The sequence below is a fragment of the Planococcus sp. 11815 genome, from assembly GCF_051096385.1.
In the GTDB taxonomy this organism is placed as follows: domain Bacteria; phylum Bacillota; class Bacilli; order Bacillales_A; family Planococcaceae; genus Planococcus; species Planococcus citreus.
Genome location: NZ_CP096991.1, coordinates 2,241,914 through 2,259,029, shown reverse-complemented (window position 1 = coordinate 2,259,029; position 17,116 = coordinate 2,241,914). Strand labels below are relative to the sequence as shown.

The window sequence follows — 17,116 nt, the reverse complement described above, 5'->3', positions numbered from 1 at the left end:
TTCTTCACAGTTTGATGGAGATGTATTTGGTTTCAAGAAATGCATCGAGGCCTTCCTGTCCGCCTTCACGGCCAACGCCGCTTTCTTTCATTCCGCCGAATGGAGCTTGTGCCGTAGAAGGCAGGCCATCATTCCAGCCGACGATGCCGTATTCGAGATTCTCGGCGATAAACGTACCGCGTGACATACTTTCAGTGAAGAAGTATGAAGCCAGGCCAAAGCGTGTGTCGTTTGCGAGCTTGACCGCTTCCTCGTCGGTTTTGAAGCTCATGATCGGCGCAACTGGCCCGAAAGTTTCTTCGTTCATGACGAGCATATCTTCTGTAGCATCAACGAGAACGGTCGGGTTGTAGAAGTAAGCATCGTTATCCGTCTGGCCGTCACCCCCGACTAGTACTTTTGCGCCTTTATCGACGGCGTCTTTTACGTGGCGCTCTACTTTTTCGTATCCATCTTTGTCGACGAGCGGGCCGATATCCACTCCGTCTTCGAGGCCATTGCCGACTTTCAATTGGCCGGCTGCTTGCTTCAACTTCTCGGAAAATTCATCGACGATTCCTTCTTGGACGTAAATGCGGTTGCCGCATACGCAAGTCTGTCCGGCGTTGCGGAATTTTGATGCCATGACGCCTTCGACTGCTTTGTCGATATCTGCATCATCGAGCACGATGATCGGCGCGTGCCCGCCAAGTTCCAACGACAGGTTCAGCATCGTATCAGCGCCTTGTTTCATCAATTCCTTGCCGATTTCAGTCGAGCCGGTGAAAGTCAATTTGCGGACTGATGGATGGCTCGTAAACACTTTGCCGATTTGTGAGGCGCTGCCGGTCACCAGGTTGACGACGCCTTTCGGGAATCCAGCTTCCTCCGCGAGCTCAAACATGCGGACGGCTGTGAGCGGCGTCATCTTCGCCGGTTTCGAGACGAAAGTACAGCCGGCTGCGAGGGCAGGCGCCATTTTCCGTGCCATCATGGCCGCAGGGAAATTCCAAGGTGTGATGGACGCGACGACCCCTACTGGCTGTTTGTTGATTTGGATGCGTTTGCCGTCTTTGCTCGCAGGGATGGTCCGGCCATAAACGCGTTTTCCTTCTTCCGCAAACCACGAAATGAACGAGGCGGAATATTCCACTTCACCGATCGCTTCTTTTAGCGGCTTGCCCATCTCCTTCGTCAAGATTTCCCCGACTTCTTCTTTGTGTTCCAATAGAAGATCATGCCATTTCATCAGTAATTCTGCTCGTTCATAAGCCGTCGTCTTCGACCAGGAAGGAAATGCCGCAGCTGCAGCTTCGACCGCTTCAGTCGCTTCCGTTTCGCCGCCGTTGGGGACTGTGCCGACTTGTTCGCCGGTTGCAGGATTCATGACATTGATGGAATCGTTGCCTTTATCCGTCCACTCGCCATTTATATAATGTTTGCCGTTCATTCAAACTCCTCCTTAAATTATGCTTCTTGTAGTCAATACCTCACCTGGAAAATCTCTAAACTTGCGCAGAGGGAGGGCTGGTACTTGAAAAATTCAATAAAAATTAAATAATGGACTCAAAAAGTTCACGTCTTGAGAAATACGCAATATATCGCTATTGGTTGCGCTTACATTAAAATGAACGATTATTCAATTTAAAGTTATTTCAAAATAGTCTATAAATTTTATTTCCGAACTCGAAATTCTGTGCTACTATTGCTTAAAACTAATAAGCTTCTGAAAAAACTAAATAATGAATAATGTTTTGAAGCTGAGAGAGAGGAATGAACACTATGCCCCAAATGTTGGCCTTAGCCATTATGGCTTTCATCCTGTTTATCGGAGAACTGATCTCCATCCGCACCAAAGCTTGGATTCCATCGATTTTTGTAAGTGGGGTATTGTTCTTGATCGGGTATTGGACATTTTTCCCGGAAGATATCGTGACCATCGGGGGGATCCCGCCGGTTGTCGCCACTTTGCTGATTTATTTGCTGATCACGAATATGGGGACCTTATTGTCGCTGGATGAACTGAAAAAGCAGTGGCGCACGATTTTGATCGCCTTATCCGGAATCTTGGGAATTGTCGTCTTCTTGCTTGCGATCGGGACACTGTTGTTTGATTTTCAAACAGTTATCGTAGCCATCCCGCCACTTGTCGGGGGATTGGTATCGGCATTGATCATGTCGGAAGGGGCGACGGCTGCGGGGCTTCCGACGCTCGCCGTGTTCGCTATCGTCATTTATGTTATCCAGGGGTTTGCAGGCTATCCACTGACTTCTGTCATGCTAAAAAGAGAAGGGCGCAACTTGCTGCAGAAATACCGCAATAATGAACTGACGGATTACGCACCTTTAGCAGCAGGAACGGTTGAAGAAAAAGTCCAGGACGAAAAACCGAAGCTGTTTGCGGCCTTGCCGGAGAAATACAATACCGATTTCTTCAAATTCTTCCGTCTTGCTTTAGTCGGATATGCTGCGTATCTTGTCTCAACATTGGCTGCGCCGATTGTGGAAATCAGCCCTTATGTATTGTGCTTATTGTTCGGGGTATTAGCGCGTTCGATCGGATTCTTGGAGCGCCACCCGCTGCAAAAGGCAAATGGCTTCGGCTTTGCAATTATGGCTTTGCTGCTATTCATCTTCGATGGGTTGAAAACGGCGACTCCTCAAATGATGCTGGAAATTCTCTATCCGTTGATTGGTTGCATCATTATCGGGCTTGTCGGGATGTACATCTTTTCATTCATCATCGGGAAGATCCTCAAAGTCAGCAAAGAAATGGCGTTCGCTTGCTCGTTGACGGCACTTTACGGATTCCCGGCAGATTATATCATCACGGTTGAAGTGATCAATGCATTGACGCAGGACGAAAAAGAACGCGAAATGCTGACTAGCCGCATGCTGCCGCCGATGCTCGTCGCTGGATTCATTACGGTCACCATCGTCTCGGTCATCTTGGCAGGAATCTTTGTCGGATTCCTGTAAACATCATTTAGGAGGGTTTTGCAGTGATACTTGAAGCAATCAAAAAAGAAATAGCAAATCATGCCGGGGAATTGATTGATATCCGGAGAAAATTGCATAGCGAACCAGAACTGTCTTGGGAAGAGTATGGGACAACGGAGTACGTTTTTAACTATTTGACCGAACTTGGGATTGAATGCCGTAAAACCGAACCGACCGGTGTCATTGGAGAGTTAGTTGGCGCCAAACCCGGGAAGACGGTGGCGCTGCGGGCAGACATGGACGCTTTGTCTGTCGAAGAGCTCACTTCGGATTTGCCGTACCGTTCCAAAGAACAAGGGAAAATGCATGCTTGTGGGCATGATGCCCATACAGCGATGTTGTTAATTGCCGCAAAAGCGCTCGTTTCGGTCAAAGACCAGCTCGAGGGTACGGTCAGGTTCTTGTTTCAGCCAGCGGAAGAAGTGGCGACAGGCGCACGGGAAATGGTCCGACAAGGCGCGATGGAAGGCGTTGATAATGTATTCGGCATGCATATCTGGTCACAAAGCCCGACTGGGAGGGTGTCTTGCACAGCAGGTCCATCATTCGCGTCTGCTGATATTTTCAATATTCGATTCACAGGGCGCGGCGGGCACGGTGCCATGCCGCAAGCGTGCATCGATGCATCGGTCATGGCTTCTTCATTCGTCATGAACGTACAGTCGATTGTTTCGAGAACGGTTGATCCAAAGCAGCCTGCAGTTGTTACCGTCGGCAAGATGACGGTCGGCACGCGCTTTAATGTTATTGCAGAAAATGCACTTATTGAAGGCACGGTTCGCTGTTTCGATCCGGAAGTGCGCGACCATATCGAAAAGCAGCTCGAAGTATATGCCAGAAACACTGCCGAGCTCTATGGGGGAACTGCTGAACTCGAATATATCCGCGGCACGCAGGCGGTCATCAATGAAGCTGAAAGCGCACAGTTGGCCCGTGCAGTTGCAGCGGAAGCTTTCGGGGAAGATGTTTTGTACCATGAAGAGCCGACGATGGGCGGAGAAGATTTCTCATTCTTTTTGGACGAAGCACCTGGCTGTTTCGCATTGGTCGGAGCGGGGAATCCAGAAAAAGATACGGAGTGGGCGCATCACCATGGTCGGTTCAATATCGATGAAGAGGCACTTTCCACCGGTGCGGAATTATATGCACAATACGCTTATTCTTACTTGAATAGAAAATAATCGAATCGATGGAGGGGCTTATGGGAAATAGTGCATTATACGAAGACTTGATCAAGGGATACGATAAACAATTGGACCATTCGGGAGTCAGCGGGGAACGCCTTGCAAAACGCTTGCATGCCTTGTCGGAAATCGGCTATACCGAACCCGGCGGAATCAAACGCCCGGGGTTATCCAATGAAGAAAAACAAGCTAAGCAATTGGTCAGATCCTGGATGGAAGAGGCTGGGCTTAGCGTGAGGGAAGACGGTGCCGGAAATGTTTTCGGTTCTTTACCGGGACGCTCGGCTGGGCCGGCCATCGCGTCCGGGTCTCATGTCGACAGCGTACCGAATGGCGGCAATTTTGACGGCCCGCTTGGGGTGCTATCTGCGCTAGAAGTAGTTGAAGCCTGGAAGTCAGTCGGTTTTGTTCCTGAAAAACCCTATGAAGTGGTAATTTTCACCGACGAGGAAGGCTCAAGATTCAATAGCGGCCTGACCGGGAGCCGAGCGATGACGGGGGATATTACCGAACAAGAGATGAATCAATTGCGGGATTACAACGGAGAAGGCTTGGAACAAGTTCTTGACACCTACGGAAGTTCTCTAGATGGGTTCCGCAAGTCGGTTAGGAATTTGTCGGAGCTGGAATTGTTTGCAGAAGTGCATATCGAGCAAGGCAAAAAACTGGAACAAGAAAACCAGCCGGTTGGCATCGTCAGCGGAATCGCCGGCCCCGCCTGGATGGAAGTGAAGTTTTCAGGTCAGGCAGGACATGCCGGCAATACGCCGATGATCGGCAGAACGGATAGTTTGGTCGCAGCCGGTGAATTCGTCAGCCGCTTGCCACAGCTTCCTCCAGCGATTAGTGAGACGGCGGTGGCGACGGTCGGCAAGCTGGACGTATCGCCAAATGGCATTAATGTCATTCCGGAGCAGGTCGTGCTGCATGTCGATGCGCGCGACATTCATAAAGAACCGCGGGATATGCTTGTAGAACGCATTCGAAGCCTGGCAGAAGAAGTAGCTGACAAGCATGGAGTTAGTGTTTCGCTCCAGCAAAATACGAGCATCACTCCTGTGCCGATAGCAGAGGAATTGCAGCAGGAAATTGCGGCGGTATTGGAGGAGCAGGGAATCGTACCGGTGCGGATACCGAGCGGTGCGGGCCATGACGCCATGATCGTCGGACGCCATATTCCGGTTGCGATGCTGTTTGTCCGCAGCAAAGACGGCATCAGCCACAATCCTAAAGAGTGGTCGTCCTTGTCTGATTGCGTTCACGGGGTTCACGCTTTAAAAGCATTCATCGAATCGAGAATGGCAAAATCATAAGCAATTTTTTCGGAAGACAGGGGAGATGCCTCTGTCTTTTTTTTAGTATAAATGTATTTGAAAAATATGGATGTAGAGATCCTTATTATGGAATTATCAGGTTAAATTGATATAGAGTGTATATTTACCGGTAAATCGGGTATATAGAATGCAAGGAATGATATTAAAACCTGTACGGAGGTGATGAACGTGAAAGCAGTTGAGAATAATGCTTCTAATAATGCACGCCCGTTTTCCGAAGAGAAAATCTTGAAGGAGTGCCGTCACTATTTTTCATCTGAAACTGCTCGAACAGCAGAAATCGCTGAAAGATTCATGGAGTACTTCATTAGGAATGCTTCGTCGGAAGGTGTACTTTTCAAGACAATCAAAGAAATCACCCACGACTTGAATATTTCTCACCAAACCTTGACCAAAGTCCTGAAACGGCTCGAGGAAGAAGAGATTATCTATAGAAGAAACGGCATCATCGGTTTGTGGCAGGAATAATTTGAGCGATCTGAAAAATCAGCTTAGCGAAGACTGGCGGATATTCCGTCGGTCTTTTTCTCATGCCGATTTTTGTGTCCATTTAGATTGAAAGCCGGGATTTTAAGAATAATCACCTTCTTTATTATGGATACATATCACTATAATTATTTAATTTAATGAAAATAGTCTTGCCTATATAGTCTAATTACTTATATTTATTGAGAATTTTTATGAAAATCCGCTTAAAAGTGTAGAATGAACCAAGAAAGTGTGATATAAAGGTACTAGAATAATCTGAATTTTTAGATAGGAAATTCGATATGGCGTTAGTAAGGAGGATGGGAAATGGGGAAACAACTAATTGGGCGTCCACTTTTAGCATGCATCAGCCGGAATTTCGTGCTGGTAGCCGGTACGACGGTATCTACAGTCTTTGCCGTATGGCTTGTGTCAGTCTTTATCTATGAGCCGGAATACATGGCGACAAGCCAAGTGTTTGTCGAACCGTTAACATCCGAGACGATTCACGGGGAGGCTTTAGCCGCATCCGATTATCAAACTTTGGAAGCTTACCAGGTTTTAGCAAAAAGTCCAGCTGTCCTGTCCGAGGTTCTTGACAATACAGCAAGCCATTATTCGATGGCCGAGCTTCATGACCGCATAGCGATTAACCGGCCCGAAAATTCCCAAGTTCTTAATATCGTCGTCTCTGCAGGAAATAAGAATGAAGCTGCTTCCATAGCGAATGCCATAGCCTTCAGCTTGCAAGAAGAAGTAACACATTTGTTGAAAGTAGATAATGTGAGCGTCATCTTGAAAGCGGGCACGTCCCATAGCGCGCTGGAAGAAAACGGGAGCTTGAGCATTCTGTTGTCTCTTGCAGCCGTCGCTGGGTTGATCGTTGGAATTCTTCTGAGCCTGACATTCGAGTTATTGGGTGTTGTAAGGCGATATGCCCAATTTGGCAGAAAGAAAAGCGCTCATTTACAAACCGTCTTCAAATAAGCAGCAGTTAAAGCAGGGGTGAGATTATGTACAAGCTGGTTTCCATTCAAGAGCATATCAAATGGCAGGAAATACTTGATGCCTTAGACATACAGGATATTTACTACACGACCCAATACTTTCTGAGTGCCCTTAAACTGGATCCAGGAGAAGCTTACCTCTTTTATTTTCAATGTGCAGACGGGGAAGTGGCCTATCCTTTCATCAAGAGGAAAGTGAATGAAGAACAGCCGCATTGTTTCGATATTGCCACGCCCTTCGGCTATGGCGGGCCGGTCTTGAATATACGTTCCGACAGCGCTTCTCTCGTAGAGAACTTCAGGAAGGAATTCATCGATTTCTGTAAGAAAGAGCAGATCATCGCTGAATTCATCCGCTTTCACCCTTCCAAGGAAAATGCTGAATTCTTTAAAGGCTATATGCAGTTATTGCCCTTATACGAGACCTATTCGATCGATTTGAAAAAATGGCAAAGTCCCTCAGTGATAGAAAAAGAATTTTCATCTGAGGTGGAGTTCCGGAAGTTAGGGACTGTCCGCCATATGTTCGAGTTCTTGGTCCTTTATTATTCGAACGCCCGAAGACGGGAAGAAGCTGATAGTTATTATTTTTTCACCAACGATTACTTCGAAGCATTAGTCAGCACGCTTGGCCCGAACCTTCATCTGTTCGGGGCATATATAGAAGAGAAATTGGTTTCCGCCTGCTATGTGCTAGCGATGGGCAAGACCATTCATTTCCATCTAGAAGGCAATTTGCCGGAAGGGGAAAAGCATCAAGCTGACCGTAAATTGTTGGCTAAAGTAGCCGAATGGGGCTTGGATAATTATTACGAAGAGTTTCATTTAGGAGGAAGCCTGGACAGCGATTTGGGCGATGCAAAACGGACGATTGCCAATATGCCGGTATCCACTTTTTTCATCGGCAAATGTATCCATGAACAACAGCTGTACGATCGATTCATTTCTTTGGACGACGAAGACATTATCCGGCGCTACCGCAATATCTGAACTAGGTTCAGCAAATACAGGGAGGTATAACAAATGAGATATACACAATATAAAGGGGTAGTGGAACGGGAATATAAGAAGTCGTTGCGAAAAATTATGTATGAATTATGTGTTGTAGAGGGATTGGATTCACTTAACGGGGCGCTGCGCTTAGGTGTTGCAAAAACCATCTTTGAATACTGGCGCAATTTCTACAGATACGATGACCACCAACGGCTATTCGACCAAAAAGTACAAGAGCTTGACAAAATGCACTTTCTTTATGTAAATGAAGGGAAGAAGCAAACGGTCCCAGAACCGCTGCAGCATACAGGCGAATCCAGTTTGGGTGGTTTCAAGGAGCAAGTCGAAAAAATGACTGCTTATTACCGCCAAGTACATGACGAAAGCGAGGGATTGGCTGTGGAAGCATCCAATCTGCCATTGTATGAATTTGTTGAAGAATTGCTTCAGCGCTACGAGGCTGGCGAGTTGCTTGAAGAAATAATGAAGAATTCACCAAACGCTAAAAAGGGGTAGTTATAAAAGGATGCAGCCATTTACGAAGAAAGCGATCGACGTCATAAAAAACATACCGCAAGGCAAAATAATGTCATACGGGCAAGTGGCACATGCTGCCGGGAGCCCGCGTTCTGCCCGCCAAGTCGCGCGGATTCTTCACAGCATGAGTGAAAAACACAATATCCCTTGGCACAGAATCGTCAATGCGAAAGGCGAAATCGCCATCAAGGACGGGGAAGGGCGCTATACCCAACAACTGCTATTGGAAGAAGAGGGGCTTTGTTTTGAAGACGAAGGAAAAGTCTCTTTAAGCCACTATCAACACTTTCCGGATCTGTAAGCAAGAAAATGTAAGTTTATCACGAGCCTGAAAAAGGGTATAAACCTGCATCGACAAATTTTTTTGTGCAGAAATGGGGAATTATAGTGGCTACAGAAAATAAACCGGTGATTGGAATTACGGCCCGTGTAGAAGAAGATCAAATGTATTCTTTGGATCCAGTATACGCAAATGCCATCTTACAGGCAGGGGGATTACCTTTGATTGTCCCGATTGTGGACGAAGAAGATATTCCGCTATTGTGCGAACGATTGGATGGTTTGATCGTCACAGGGGGCGGGGACATCAACCCGAATATTTATGGGGAGGAGCCTCATATCCGTTTGGGCGCAGTCTATCCAGGCAGCGATAAATACGAAGCAGAACTTATCTTGAATTTCCTGAAACTGGATAAACCGTTTATCGGGATGTGCCGAGGCATGCAAATGTTCAACGTGGCTTTAGGTGGAACAGTGTATCAGGACCTGGAAGCTCAATATGAAGGCACGCTTTATCAGCATAAACAAATGGCAATGCGGACACACCGTACGCATTCCGTAAAATTAGAAGAAGACAGCTTGTTATATGAAATCATGAAAGAAAAGGAATTCCACGTGAATTCCTTCCATCACCAAGGCGTAAAAGATGTCGCAGAAGGCTTGGAAGTAGCAGCTCGTGCGGCTGATGGACTTGTCGAAGCATTGCAGAGCCCGAAACATCAATTTGCGATGGGCATCCAATGGCATCCTGAAGAATTTGCACTGCAAGGCGATGAAGCTTCACGCAACATCTTCTCGTACTTCGTCAAGGAATGCTTGATCGAAAAAAAACAAAATCAATAAGACAAAACACAGGGGCTGCCCCTGTGTTTTTTTATTTAACAAGCAAAAACCCGCCCTCCGTATTGGAAGGGCGGGTTAACAATGCAATTAATAAATTATGCTTTCGGGTTAACAGACCAAGGTTCAGGAATGCGTGATTTAACAGCAAACTGGTCTTCGACGGACCAAGGTTCAGGAATACGAGACTTAACAGCAAACTGGTCTTCGACGGACCAAGGTTCAGGAATACGAGATTTAACAGCAAACTGGTCTTTGACGGACCAAGGTTCAGGAATGCGTGATTTAACAGCAAACTGGTCTTCAACAGACCAAGGTTCAGGAATGCGAGACTTAACAGCAAACTGGTCTTCGACAGACCAAGGCTCGGGAATACGAGACTTAACAGCAAACTGGTCTTCGACTGACGAAAGTTCAGGGTTATGATACTGGACCGCTAAATCGTTGGTAGAGTTTGGGGCAATAACACTTGGCAAAGTACTTATTACAAAAGTAGATACTAATAAGAAAAACATGCTTTTTTTCATTATATTCTCACTCCTAACTAATATTAAGGACTGCTTTATAAGCATCCTTTGATTTTTCTAACATGATAGCTGATTCTTTGTATCGGCTTTGTCTAAAGTATATTTTACCCAAATATCCAAAATAGTATCCTAAATCATGAAAACTATTTGATTCTTCAAAAGTATTTATTAGCTCTTTAAGTAAAATGTTTTCAAACTCTGTTTCATTTCCCTCAAGTAAATAAGTTAGAGCAATGAATTCCATATAAACGTTTCTGAAAGAAGAGTTCGCCGGTGAATTTAAAGCTATATCTTTTGCTTTGATTTTTTCTGATCCAGCTTCAATGGCTTCTTTAGCTTTAACTTTATCATTGATTTCTAAATAACTTCTGATCAGCAAACAGTATGTGGAAACGCAATCAGCCAGGTATTCGTCTGGGATGTATTTTAAAGCGTTATTCAAATGAAGAATTGCTTCTTCATATTGTTGATATATAAAATTTGAAAATCCCACGTTGTATTCGGTGGTGAATTTAAGAATGTCAATATCTAATTTACTGCCTATAGTTAAAGCGTTCTTATGGTGTTCAAGAGATAGTTTGTAGTTGCCAAAGTGTTCGTGCGTAATCGCAATATTCAAATGGCACTCCACAATTCGTTTAGGCACAAACTCTTGTTGATAAATTTTTAAAGCTAGTTCTGAATATTTGTAAGCTAATTCATGTTCTTCGCACTGATTGCTTGAGATGCCAATAGAATAGTATAGATCTCCTATTTCAGCAGGGGATATAGACTTTGGAGCAATTTTTTCAGCGATTAAGTATACTTTTAATGCATTCTCATAATCATTCAAAATATAATTATAGTTGCCATTGTATTTGTGATACAGATAATACTGTTCTTGATCCATGAACTCTTTGAAACGGTCCATTTCTTTGATTTTCTTTTCTGCACTTTCCAAGTCGCCCGTAATGATGAAATAGCGGATTTGTTGTATGTCGAATTCAAGTTCGACGTCTTCGTCTGCGCGCAAAAGAGGGTGGTTGCAAATGTCAGCGTAATGTTCCATGATCTTGCCTTTGTTCTGAGGATGGAGCAATGAGTTTTTAAAGTTTTTCACTAGCACTTTGCCAATCGGGTTGTCTTTGGCAGCCAGTGGGATTTCGAGTTTTTTACATAATGCTTCCAAATCTTTTAGCGCGGGTTCTTTCAACCCAGCTTCAATTTTTTTCAGATCTTTTGGAGAGAAAATGCCTGATGCAGTTTCTTCCATGCTGAGCCGTTTTTTCAGCCGATGATATTTCAGTCGCATTCCAGTGTCCATGTCCGCTCTCCTTTCCGTTTGCATGGGCAGTACTTCAATCATCCATGTAGGAGAGTTTATCTCCGCTTGGCCAGGCGGCCCTGACAAGCGTATATCCGATAGATTGTTTAGTACGATAATTACCGCCTCCACATCCACATTTTACTTTAATTACATATATTAAATCTATGATAGCATCAATTTTCAAAATAAACTGCTTTTTTATTTCGGTAACTCCTGTTTTGAGAAAAAAGGTAAAAAGTGCCTAACAGCTAAAATAATAGCCAAATCATTACAGTATTTGGACTTACTACTAGTCCTTTTGTTCTATCGGAATAATTTCGTGAAAGTTTAGATAAAGTGCAATGAAGGGTAAGGAAGAATAATGCAACAGCCAAATCAATCAATTGGGGGTATTATAATGAACGCATCAAATAAAAAAGTGCTTGGGATTGTTTATTCTCAGGAAGATTTCGACCGTAAACTGAACCAGCTTAACGAGCAAGGCTATTCCGCAAACGAAATCCATGCGGTGGCTGAACATACGGATCAACTAAACGACCATCAAGTCGAAGTGGAAAAAGCGGGCTCGTTCGGAGATAAAATGAAGAGTTTCGTAACAGGAAAAAGCGCAGTCAAGGAATCCATCGATTCACTGGGCTTGTCAGAAGCAGAGTCAAAGCGGTACACAGAAGATGTCGCTAAAGGCGGTATCCTGCTCTATGTAGAAGGCGAAAGAAAAGGGATCATCGATGCGGTGAAAGAATCGGAAGGGGCGCCTGAACACGAACCGACCGATGCAGAACGCCGTCAGTATATCCAGTCCGTCGATAATAATTATGATGAACAGGAAGACCGTTTCGCCCGCGGGGAGACTTTCCTGCAAGATCCAACATTAGTGAAAGACGAGCGCCATGTTTCGTTTACGACGCAGGAAAAACCTGAAGTCGAAAAAGCCAGAGGCGGAACGAGCAAAACTGAAGCGCAAAGCAAGACTGATAGAAAATACAGATGATAGCTTGCCCCCGATCTTAAAAAAGATCGGGTTTTTTTCTGGTTTTCAGCAAATTGGACTTTAACAGGATTGAAATCATTATATAGAAGAAACGAAATGTTTTAGCAACGATAAAGTGCGGGTAAACAGATAGCAAGACAAGTTAAATCAGGAGGTTTTATGAATGGCACAGACAAACCGTCAATTTGAAATCGTTTATACACAGGAAGAAATGGAGCGTGCTTTGGAGGCCCTCATTTCAAAGGGTTATCGGAATGAAGATATCCATGTGCTTGCAAATGATAAAAACTTGGTGAATGAAGCCCACGATCGTTATGGGGTGGATTCCAACAAAGCGAACTCTTTTGGCAACCGCATCAAAACCCTGTTGACCGGGGAGGACAAAGCTCGCGCCAAACTGGATGAGTTTGGAGTGGATCGCGACACGGCTGACCATTACGAGCGCGAAATTGAACGCGGCGCTGTCCTTTTATATACGGATGGGACGCCGAGCGGGAATGGAGAAAGCGAACACTTTTCTTCCCATTCTGACGACAACCGCCCAATGGACCTGGAGGCAGATGGGCGCAATACAGCATTTGCGCCGTTTGGCCGCGATGTCGAGCGGGACGGCAGAATGCACGACGATGAAAAGCTCATCGACAAAGACATTCAAAAACACGAAGGCCGCCACGATACGGGTGTTGACGGCATCTACACAACCGATGCCACGCGTGAGCAGACGAATAAATCCCAATTGCATAGCAAATCCCAGGATTCCCGTTTGAAAGGTGCTGAAATTCACCCGACCAGCGACCGTGAAAAGCCGTCGGAAGCTGAAAAGCCATCTGAAAAGCGCATGGAGCATGAGCCGAAACTGGGAGACCGAGACGGTGAAAAGGAATTGAACCGGGAAGATGGGGTAAACCGCCGACAAGATGAACCTTCTCCGGGAGTGGATCCAAATCTTGGGCCAGCGCCGTTCGGCCGTGATTCAGAAGAAGAACATCTAGCTGATACAGAGCGCCGTGACGATTTTGAATCTACGAAAAATCCTAGAGATGTGGATGATTTCCATAAAAACGTAGAGAAGAAAACGGGTACGCCACCGACACCGCGTCTATTCTAAAAAAAGAAAAAGGCCGGAGAAATGTTACATTTCTCCGGCCTTTTTGTTGTCTGCATTTATTTTTTGTGGGTGCTGCGCGCAATGAAGATGCCTATAAGCGTTCCGATGATTGCGGGAACAAGCCAGCCGATTCCTTGTTCATAAAATGGCAGGTAAGAGAAAATCTGCATGATTGCATTGAATTCAAAACCTGAACTCTTCAATGCATCAAAGACGCTTACGATACCTGTAAGCACAAGTGGAATGATATAGACGTAAGATTTTTGGTAAAAGAAATGATCGAAAAACGATAGGATGACGAGGACAATCGCCAGTGGATAGATGGCCAATAATACCGGCAATGAAATAGCGATCAATTGGGTCAACCCGACATTAGCGATGATGGTTGAAAATCCGGCGAAAATGAATACATAGACGACATACGGCAATTGTGGGAAGATTTTATTGAAAAACTGGGCGGTAGCTGACACAAGCCCGATGGACGTCGTCAGGCAAGCGAATGTGATTGCGGTAGCTAAAATGATGCCCCCAATTTCGCCGTACAGCACGCGTGAAGCGAGCGCAATGACTTCTCCGCCGTTATCCTGCATGCCGATAGCTTCTACACTGGTCGCCCCGATATAGCTTAAGGATAGGTACACCAGCGACAATCCGGCTGCCGCGATGAATCCCGCGTATGCCGTCGTTTTGAGGATGGTGTTCTTATCTTCGACGCCTTTCGCGCGGATGGACTGGATGATGACAATCCCGAATACGAGGGCGGCAATTGCGTCCATCGTCAAATAGCCTTGAAGGAAGCTTTCGAAAAACGCTTCCGTGTCATAATTTCCGACAGGCGCACCGATTGGCCCCATAGGCGTCAAGAAGCTTTTGACAGCTAAAAAGCCAATGACGACGATGAGGATAGGTGTCAGGATTTTACCGATGCGATCGACTAGTTTCGTTGGGTTCAATGCAAACAGGACGGTGATGACAAAGAAAATGATCGTGAAGAGAAATAATGACCAAAACGATGATGCCATTTCAGCGGACAAAAAAGGCGCAGTGCCAATTTCGAAGGCGACAGTGGCTGTACGGGGAATTCCAAAGAATGGCCCGATAGCCAAATAGACGATCATCGTAAAGACGATGCCGAAGACCGGGTGAACCCGTCCAGCAATCGACTGCAGATCTCCGCCCGCTTTTGCGATGGCAAGTATGCCTAACAGTGGCAAACCGACGCCGGTCAGCAAAAAACCGATGATGGCGGGAAGTAATTGTTCTCCTGCCAATTGGCCGAGATAGGGAGGGAAGATTAAATTTCCGGCACCAAGGAACAGCGCGAAAAGCATAAGGCCAATAGTTAAAGTTTCAGTGTTTGTAAGCGTTTTCTTGTTCATGGGAGTTCTCCTTCTAAATTAAACATAGTCGCACAAGAATTTATTATAACTGAATTCACGCAGTTATGAAAATTAAAATTTGGAAATAAAAAAACCCGGCAATTACGCCGGGTTTCATGTACTTATTTATCTTTGTTAAAGCCTTCTTTAAATTTGCCGACCGTATCTTGTACCTTGCCTTTTGTTTTGTCGGATTTGCCTTCAGCTTGCATATCTGGGTTATTGGTCGCGTTGCCGACCTGGTCTTTCAACTCGCCTTTGCCTTTGCTGACGGCACCTTTCACTTTATCTGAGAAACCTTCTTTATCAGCCATTTGAATGCCTCCTTTAGAATATCTTTACTCCCTATATTTCCTATCTTGAAATTTATAAACCTTCTATTATAAAAGATAAAAGCTCCCCGACGAGGGCATCGGGAAGCGTGAGTTTATGATTTTAAAGGTTGTTCATTGAGTGTTTCTTTTGCTTTTTCCTTGACTGAAATGCATAGATCCTGTGCTGCTAACCGTTTTAACGTGGTCAAAGGGGTGGCTGCATTGGCGGCGACGCCTTTTCGGACTTCAGGATGTTGATCGAGTGATAAGTCTACAAGGAGCCCTTCACAATTGATGGAACGTGCAAGCTCTGCCCGTTTGAGATAATCCATTTTCAATACAGCTGCTTCATCATAAGGAGACCATTCTTTCTTCGATGCATAAAATAGAAGATTGCTGTCCATAGTCCGCACTCCCGCTCAAATTAGTATGATATTCGTGATCCATGGGTTTATTATAGCATATTATGGATATAATACTATAAAAGTGCCTTTCAATTCTGAAAATTAGCAAAAAATTCATTGTCCGGTCCAAAAGCATCATGCTCATAACTTATTCATGAAAAATATCGGAGAGCCGGAAACTTTTCTTCCATGAAGGCCGTCTATAACTAAAGGAAAGATAAAAAATGGTAGCATATATCACTTCCTTTTTTTATCAGTCGTGCTATAATAATGATGGATATGTATGCAAAATGAGAGTTTTTTAAGGAGGAAGGACATGCTATACCTGACGCTGGTTGTGGCATTTATCGCTTCGATTCTCCTGACACCCCTTGTGAAGAGATTGGCATTTCGCATCGGGGCAGTGGATCGGCCTAATTACCGAAAAGTACACGCAAGGATCATGCCGCGTTTAGGCGGATTAGCCATATTCGGATCATTTTTGATCGCTTATCTTTTCCTTCAACCGAAGGATCCGGTTTCAGCTGCTTTTGAATCATCGCTGATCCCGATTGAAACAGCCATCATCATCGGTGCGTTTTTGATCATCGTGACGGGTGTCTTGGATGATATGCTCGAAATTACAGCTAAAGCCAAAATGCTCGGGCAACTGGCTGCGGCCGGCGTCGTCGTCATTGGCGGCGGGCTCGAAATTTCATTCATTAACTTGCCATTCGGCGGCGTCTTGGATTTCGGCTACTTCAGCATCCCGCTGACGATCATTTGGATCGTCGGCATCACTAACGCCATCAACTTGATCGACGGCCTTGATGGTTTGGCTGCAGGGGTTTCCACGGTAGCGTTATTGACGCTGACGGCGATGGCCTTCATCATGGGCGATATTTTCGTCATGTCGACAGCTGCCATTCTTGCTGCTAGTTCTATCGGCTTCCTATTCTATAATTTTCACCCCGCGAAGATCTTCATGGGGGACACAGGGGCTTTGTTCCTTGGGTTCATGATTTCCGTACTCGCCTTGATGGGTTTCAAAAACGTGACAGTCGTTGCCTTGATTATCCCGATCATCATGCTCGGCGTGCCAATTTCGGATACCTTCTTTGCCATCGTGCGCCGCGTGCGTGAAAAGAAATCCATTTCAGAAGCAGATAAATCGCATTTGCACCATTGCTTGTTGAACATCGGGTTTTCGCATAGCCAGACCGTTCTGATCATCTATGGCATTTCCGCATTGTTCGGGCTTGCAGCCTTGCTATTCTCCCAAGCGACACTCTGGGGAGGCATCCTGTTGATCGGTGTCATGCTTCTGGCGATTGAATTGTTTGTCGAAGTGGTTGGACTCGCAGGGAAGAATTACCGCCCATTGATCAATTTAGTTAGAACGATAGGGAAATAAAAAGCGGCTGCGGCCGCTTTTTATTTTAGGCAAAATAATTAAAGATACAAAAAACTGGCAACCGCTATCGGTT

Annotated in this window: 18 protein-coding genes; 12 read left to right on the top strand and 6 right to left on the bottom strand. The window is 45.4% G+C overall.

Features of this window, described 5'->3' with window-relative positions; all coding sequences use genetic code 11:
* Positions 1-4: 4 nt before the first annotated feature.
* Entirely contained in the window at positions 5-1,429 is a 1,425-nt protein-coding gene (locus M1Q06_RS11485) for an NAD-dependent succinate-semialdehyde dehydrogenase (RefSeq protein ID WP_434399656.1), read from the bottom strand.
* Between the two features lie 332 nt (positions 1,430-1,761).
* Between M1Q06_RS11485 and M1Q06_RS11480 the strand changes: the two genes are divergently transcribed.
* The 9 genes from M1Q06_RS11480 to M1Q06_RS11440 all read left to right on the top strand — a co-directional run bounded on the left by M1Q06_RS11480 (position 1,762) and on the right by M1Q06_RS11440 (position 9,624).
* On the top strand, positions 1,762-2,958 hold the full coding sequence (locus tag M1Q06_RS11480; protein WP_434399655.1) for a hypothetical protein: 1,197 nt from the start codon (positions 1,762-1,764) through the stop codon (positions 2,956-2,958).
* Between the two features lie 23 nt (positions 2,959-2,981).
* Positions 2,982-4,160 carry an amidohydrolase gene (locus tag M1Q06_RS11475; protein ID WP_434399654.1) on the top strand — a complete coding sequence of 393 codons (1,179 nt, stop codon included), beginning with the start codon at positions 2,982-2,984 and terminating at the stop codon, positions 4,158-4,160.
* A gap of 20 nt (positions 4,161-4,180) precedes the next feature.
* Entirely contained in the window at positions 4,181-5,476 is a 1,296-nt protein-coding gene (locus M1Q06_RS11470; RefSeq protein ID WP_121297920.1) for a Zn-dependent hydrolase, read from the top strand.
* A gap of 189 nt (positions 5,477-5,665) precedes the next feature.
* The gene (locus M1Q06_RS11465) at positions 5,666-5,965 is read left to right on the top strand and encodes a MarR family transcriptional regulator (RefSeq protein WP_058383334.1); all 300 of its coding nucleotides are present in this window, start codon (positions 5,666-5,668) and stop codon (positions 5,963-5,965) included.
* 327 nt (positions 5,966-6,292) lie between these two features.
* Complete coding sequence (locus tag M1Q06_RS11460; RefSeq protein WP_101190724.1) at positions 6,293-6,952, top strand: YveK family protein; 660 nt, start codon at positions 6,293-6,295, stop codon at positions 6,950-6,952.
* A gap of 26 nt (positions 6,953-6,978) precedes the next feature.
* Positions 6,979-7,962, top strand: coding sequence for a GNAT family N-acetyltransferase (locus M1Q06_RS11455; protein ID WP_434399653.1), 984 nt, complete (start codon positions 6,979-6,981; stop codon positions 7,960-7,962).
* Between the two features lie 33 nt (positions 7,963-7,995).
* Entirely contained in the window at positions 7,996-8,481 is a 486-nt protein-coding gene (locus M1Q06_RS11450; RefSeq protein ID WP_434399652.1) for a hypothetical protein, read from the top strand.
* Positions 8,482-8,491: 10 nt separating this feature from the next.
* The gene (locus M1Q06_RS11445) at positions 8,492-8,803 is read left to right on the top strand and encodes an MGMT family protein (RefSeq protein ID WP_434399651.1); all 312 of its coding nucleotides are present in this window, start codon (positions 8,492-8,494) and stop codon (positions 8,801-8,803) included.
* A gap of 86 nt (positions 8,804-8,889) precedes the next feature.
* Positions 8,890-9,624: a gamma-glutamyl-gamma-aminobutyrate hydrolase family protein gene (locus tag M1Q06_RS11440; RefSeq protein ID WP_101190720.1), complete on the top strand. Its 735-nt coding sequence runs from the start codon at positions 8,890-8,892 to the stop codon at positions 9,622-9,624.
* Between the two features lie 95 nt (positions 9,625-9,719).
* Here the strand turns inward: M1Q06_RS11440 and M1Q06_RS11435 are convergent, their stop codons facing one another.
* Positions 9,720-10,148, bottom strand: a complete 429-nt coding sequence (locus M1Q06_RS11435; RefSeq protein ID WP_434399650.1) for a hypothetical protein — start codon at positions 10,146-10,148, stop codon at positions 9,720-9,722.
* A 13-nt stretch (positions 10,149-10,161) separates the two neighbouring features.
* The gene (locus M1Q06_RS11430) at positions 10,162-11,451 is read right to left on the bottom strand and encodes a helix-turn-helix domain-containing protein (RefSeq protein ID WP_434399649.1); all 1,290 of its coding nucleotides are present in this window, start codon (positions 11,449-11,451) and stop codon (positions 10,162-10,164) included.
* A gap of 400 nt (positions 11,452-11,851) precedes the next feature.
* Between M1Q06_RS11430 and M1Q06_RS11425 the strand changes: the two genes are divergently transcribed.
* Together M1Q06_RS11425 and M1Q06_RS11420 are read left to right on the top strand one after the other, a co-directional pair.
* Positions 11,852-12,445 carry a general stress protein gene (locus M1Q06_RS11425; RefSeq protein WP_434399648.1) on the top strand — a complete coding sequence of 198 codons (594 nt, stop codon included), beginning with the start codon at positions 11,852-11,854 and terminating at the stop codon, positions 12,443-12,445.
* A 163-nt stretch (positions 12,446-12,608) separates the two neighbouring features.
* A complete protein-coding gene (locus M1Q06_RS11420) occupies positions 12,609-13,553 on the top strand; it encodes a general stress protein (protein ID WP_434399647.1) in 945 nt (314 codons plus the stop codon).
* Between the two features lie 56 nt (positions 13,554-13,609).
* Here the strand turns inward: M1Q06_RS11420 and brnQ are convergent, their stop codons facing one another.
* The 3 genes from brnQ to M1Q06_RS11405 all read right to left on the bottom strand — a co-directional run bounded on the left by brnQ (position 13,610) and on the right by M1Q06_RS11405 (position 15,650).
* Entirely contained in the window at positions 13,610-14,932 is a 1,323-nt protein-coding gene (gene brnQ, locus M1Q06_RS11415) for a branched-chain amino acid transport system II carrier protein (protein ID WP_434399646.1), read from the bottom strand.
* Between the two features lie 122 nt (positions 14,933-15,054).
* Positions 15,055-15,246 carry a CsbD family protein gene (locus tag M1Q06_RS11410; protein ID WP_434399645.1) on the bottom strand — a complete coding sequence of 64 codons (192 nt, stop codon included), beginning with the start codon at positions 15,244-15,246 and terminating at the stop codon, positions 15,055-15,057.
* A 113-nt stretch (positions 15,247-15,359) separates the two neighbouring features.
* The gene (locus M1Q06_RS11405; protein WP_121297908.1) at positions 15,360-15,650 is read right to left on the bottom strand and encodes a hypothetical protein; all 291 of its coding nucleotides are present in this window, start codon (positions 15,648-15,650) and stop codon (positions 15,360-15,362) included.
* A gap of 316 nt (positions 15,651-15,966) precedes the next feature.
* Here M1Q06_RS11405 and M1Q06_RS11400 point away from each other — a divergent pair, with 316 nt between their 5' ends.
* A complete protein-coding gene (locus M1Q06_RS11400) occupies positions 15,967-17,043 on the top strand; it encodes a glycosyltransferase family 4 protein (RefSeq protein ID WP_434399644.1) in 1,077 nt (358 codons plus the stop codon).
* Positions 17,044-17,116: the final 73 nt, after the last annotated feature.

Bases quoted from the DNA above. Each gene is read 5' to 3' on its own strand.
- M1Q06_RS11450 (WP_434399652.1), top strand. From the start codon at position 7,996: ATGAGATATACACAATATAAAGGGGTAGTGGAACGGGAATATAAGAAG.
- brnQ (WP_434399646.1), bottom strand. From the start codon at position 14,932: ATGAACAAGAAAACGCTTACAAACACTGAAACTTTAACTATTGGCCTT.
- M1Q06_RS11435 (WP_434399650.1), bottom strand. From the start codon at position 10,148: ATGAAAAAAAGCATGTTTTTCTTATTAGTATCTACTTTTGTAATAAGT.
- M1Q06_RS11455 (WP_434399653.1), top strand. From the start codon at position 6,979: ATGTACAAGCTGGTTTCCATTCAAGAGCATATCAAATGGCAGGAAATA.
- M1Q06_RS11410 (WP_434399645.1), bottom strand. From the start codon at position 15,246: ATGGCTGATAAAGAAGGTTTCTCAGATAAAGTGAAAGGTGCCGTCAGC.
- M1Q06_RS11420 (WP_434399647.1), top strand. From the start codon at position 12,609: ATGGCACAGACAAACCGTCAATTTGAAATCGTTTATACACAGGAAGAA.
- M1Q06_RS11405 (WP_121297908.1), bottom strand. From the start codon at position 15,650: ATGGACAGCAATCTTCTATTTTATGCATCGAAGAAAGAATGGTCTCCT.
- M1Q06_RS11445 (WP_434399651.1), top strand. From the start codon at position 8,492: ATGCAGCCATTTACGAAGAAAGCGATCGACGTCATAAAAAACATACCG.
- M1Q06_RS11430 (WP_434399649.1), bottom strand. From the start codon at position 11,451: ATGGACACTGGAATGCGACTGAAATATCATCGGCTGAAAAAACGGCTC.
- M1Q06_RS11485 (WP_434399656.1), bottom strand. From the start codon at position 1,429: ATGAACGGCAAACATTATATAAATGGCGAGTGGACGGATAAAGGCAAC.
- M1Q06_RS11425 (WP_434399648.1), top strand. From the start codon at position 11,852: ATGAACGCATCAAATAAAAAAGTGCTTGGGATTGTTTATTCTCAGGAA.
- M1Q06_RS11460 (WP_101190724.1), top strand. From the start codon at position 6,293: ATGGGGAAACAACTAATTGGGCGTCCACTTTTAGCATGCATCAGCCGG.
- M1Q06_RS11400 (WP_434399644.1), top strand. From the start codon at position 15,967: ATGCTATACCTGACGCTGGTTGTGGCATTTATCGCTTCGATTCTCCTG.
- M1Q06_RS11470 (WP_121297920.1), top strand. From the start codon at position 4,181: ATGGGAAATAGTGCATTATACGAAGACTTGATCAAGGGATACGATAAA.
- M1Q06_RS11480 (WP_434399655.1), top strand. From the start codon at position 1,762: ATGCCCCAAATGTTGGCCTTAGCCATTATGGCTTTCATCCTGTTTATC.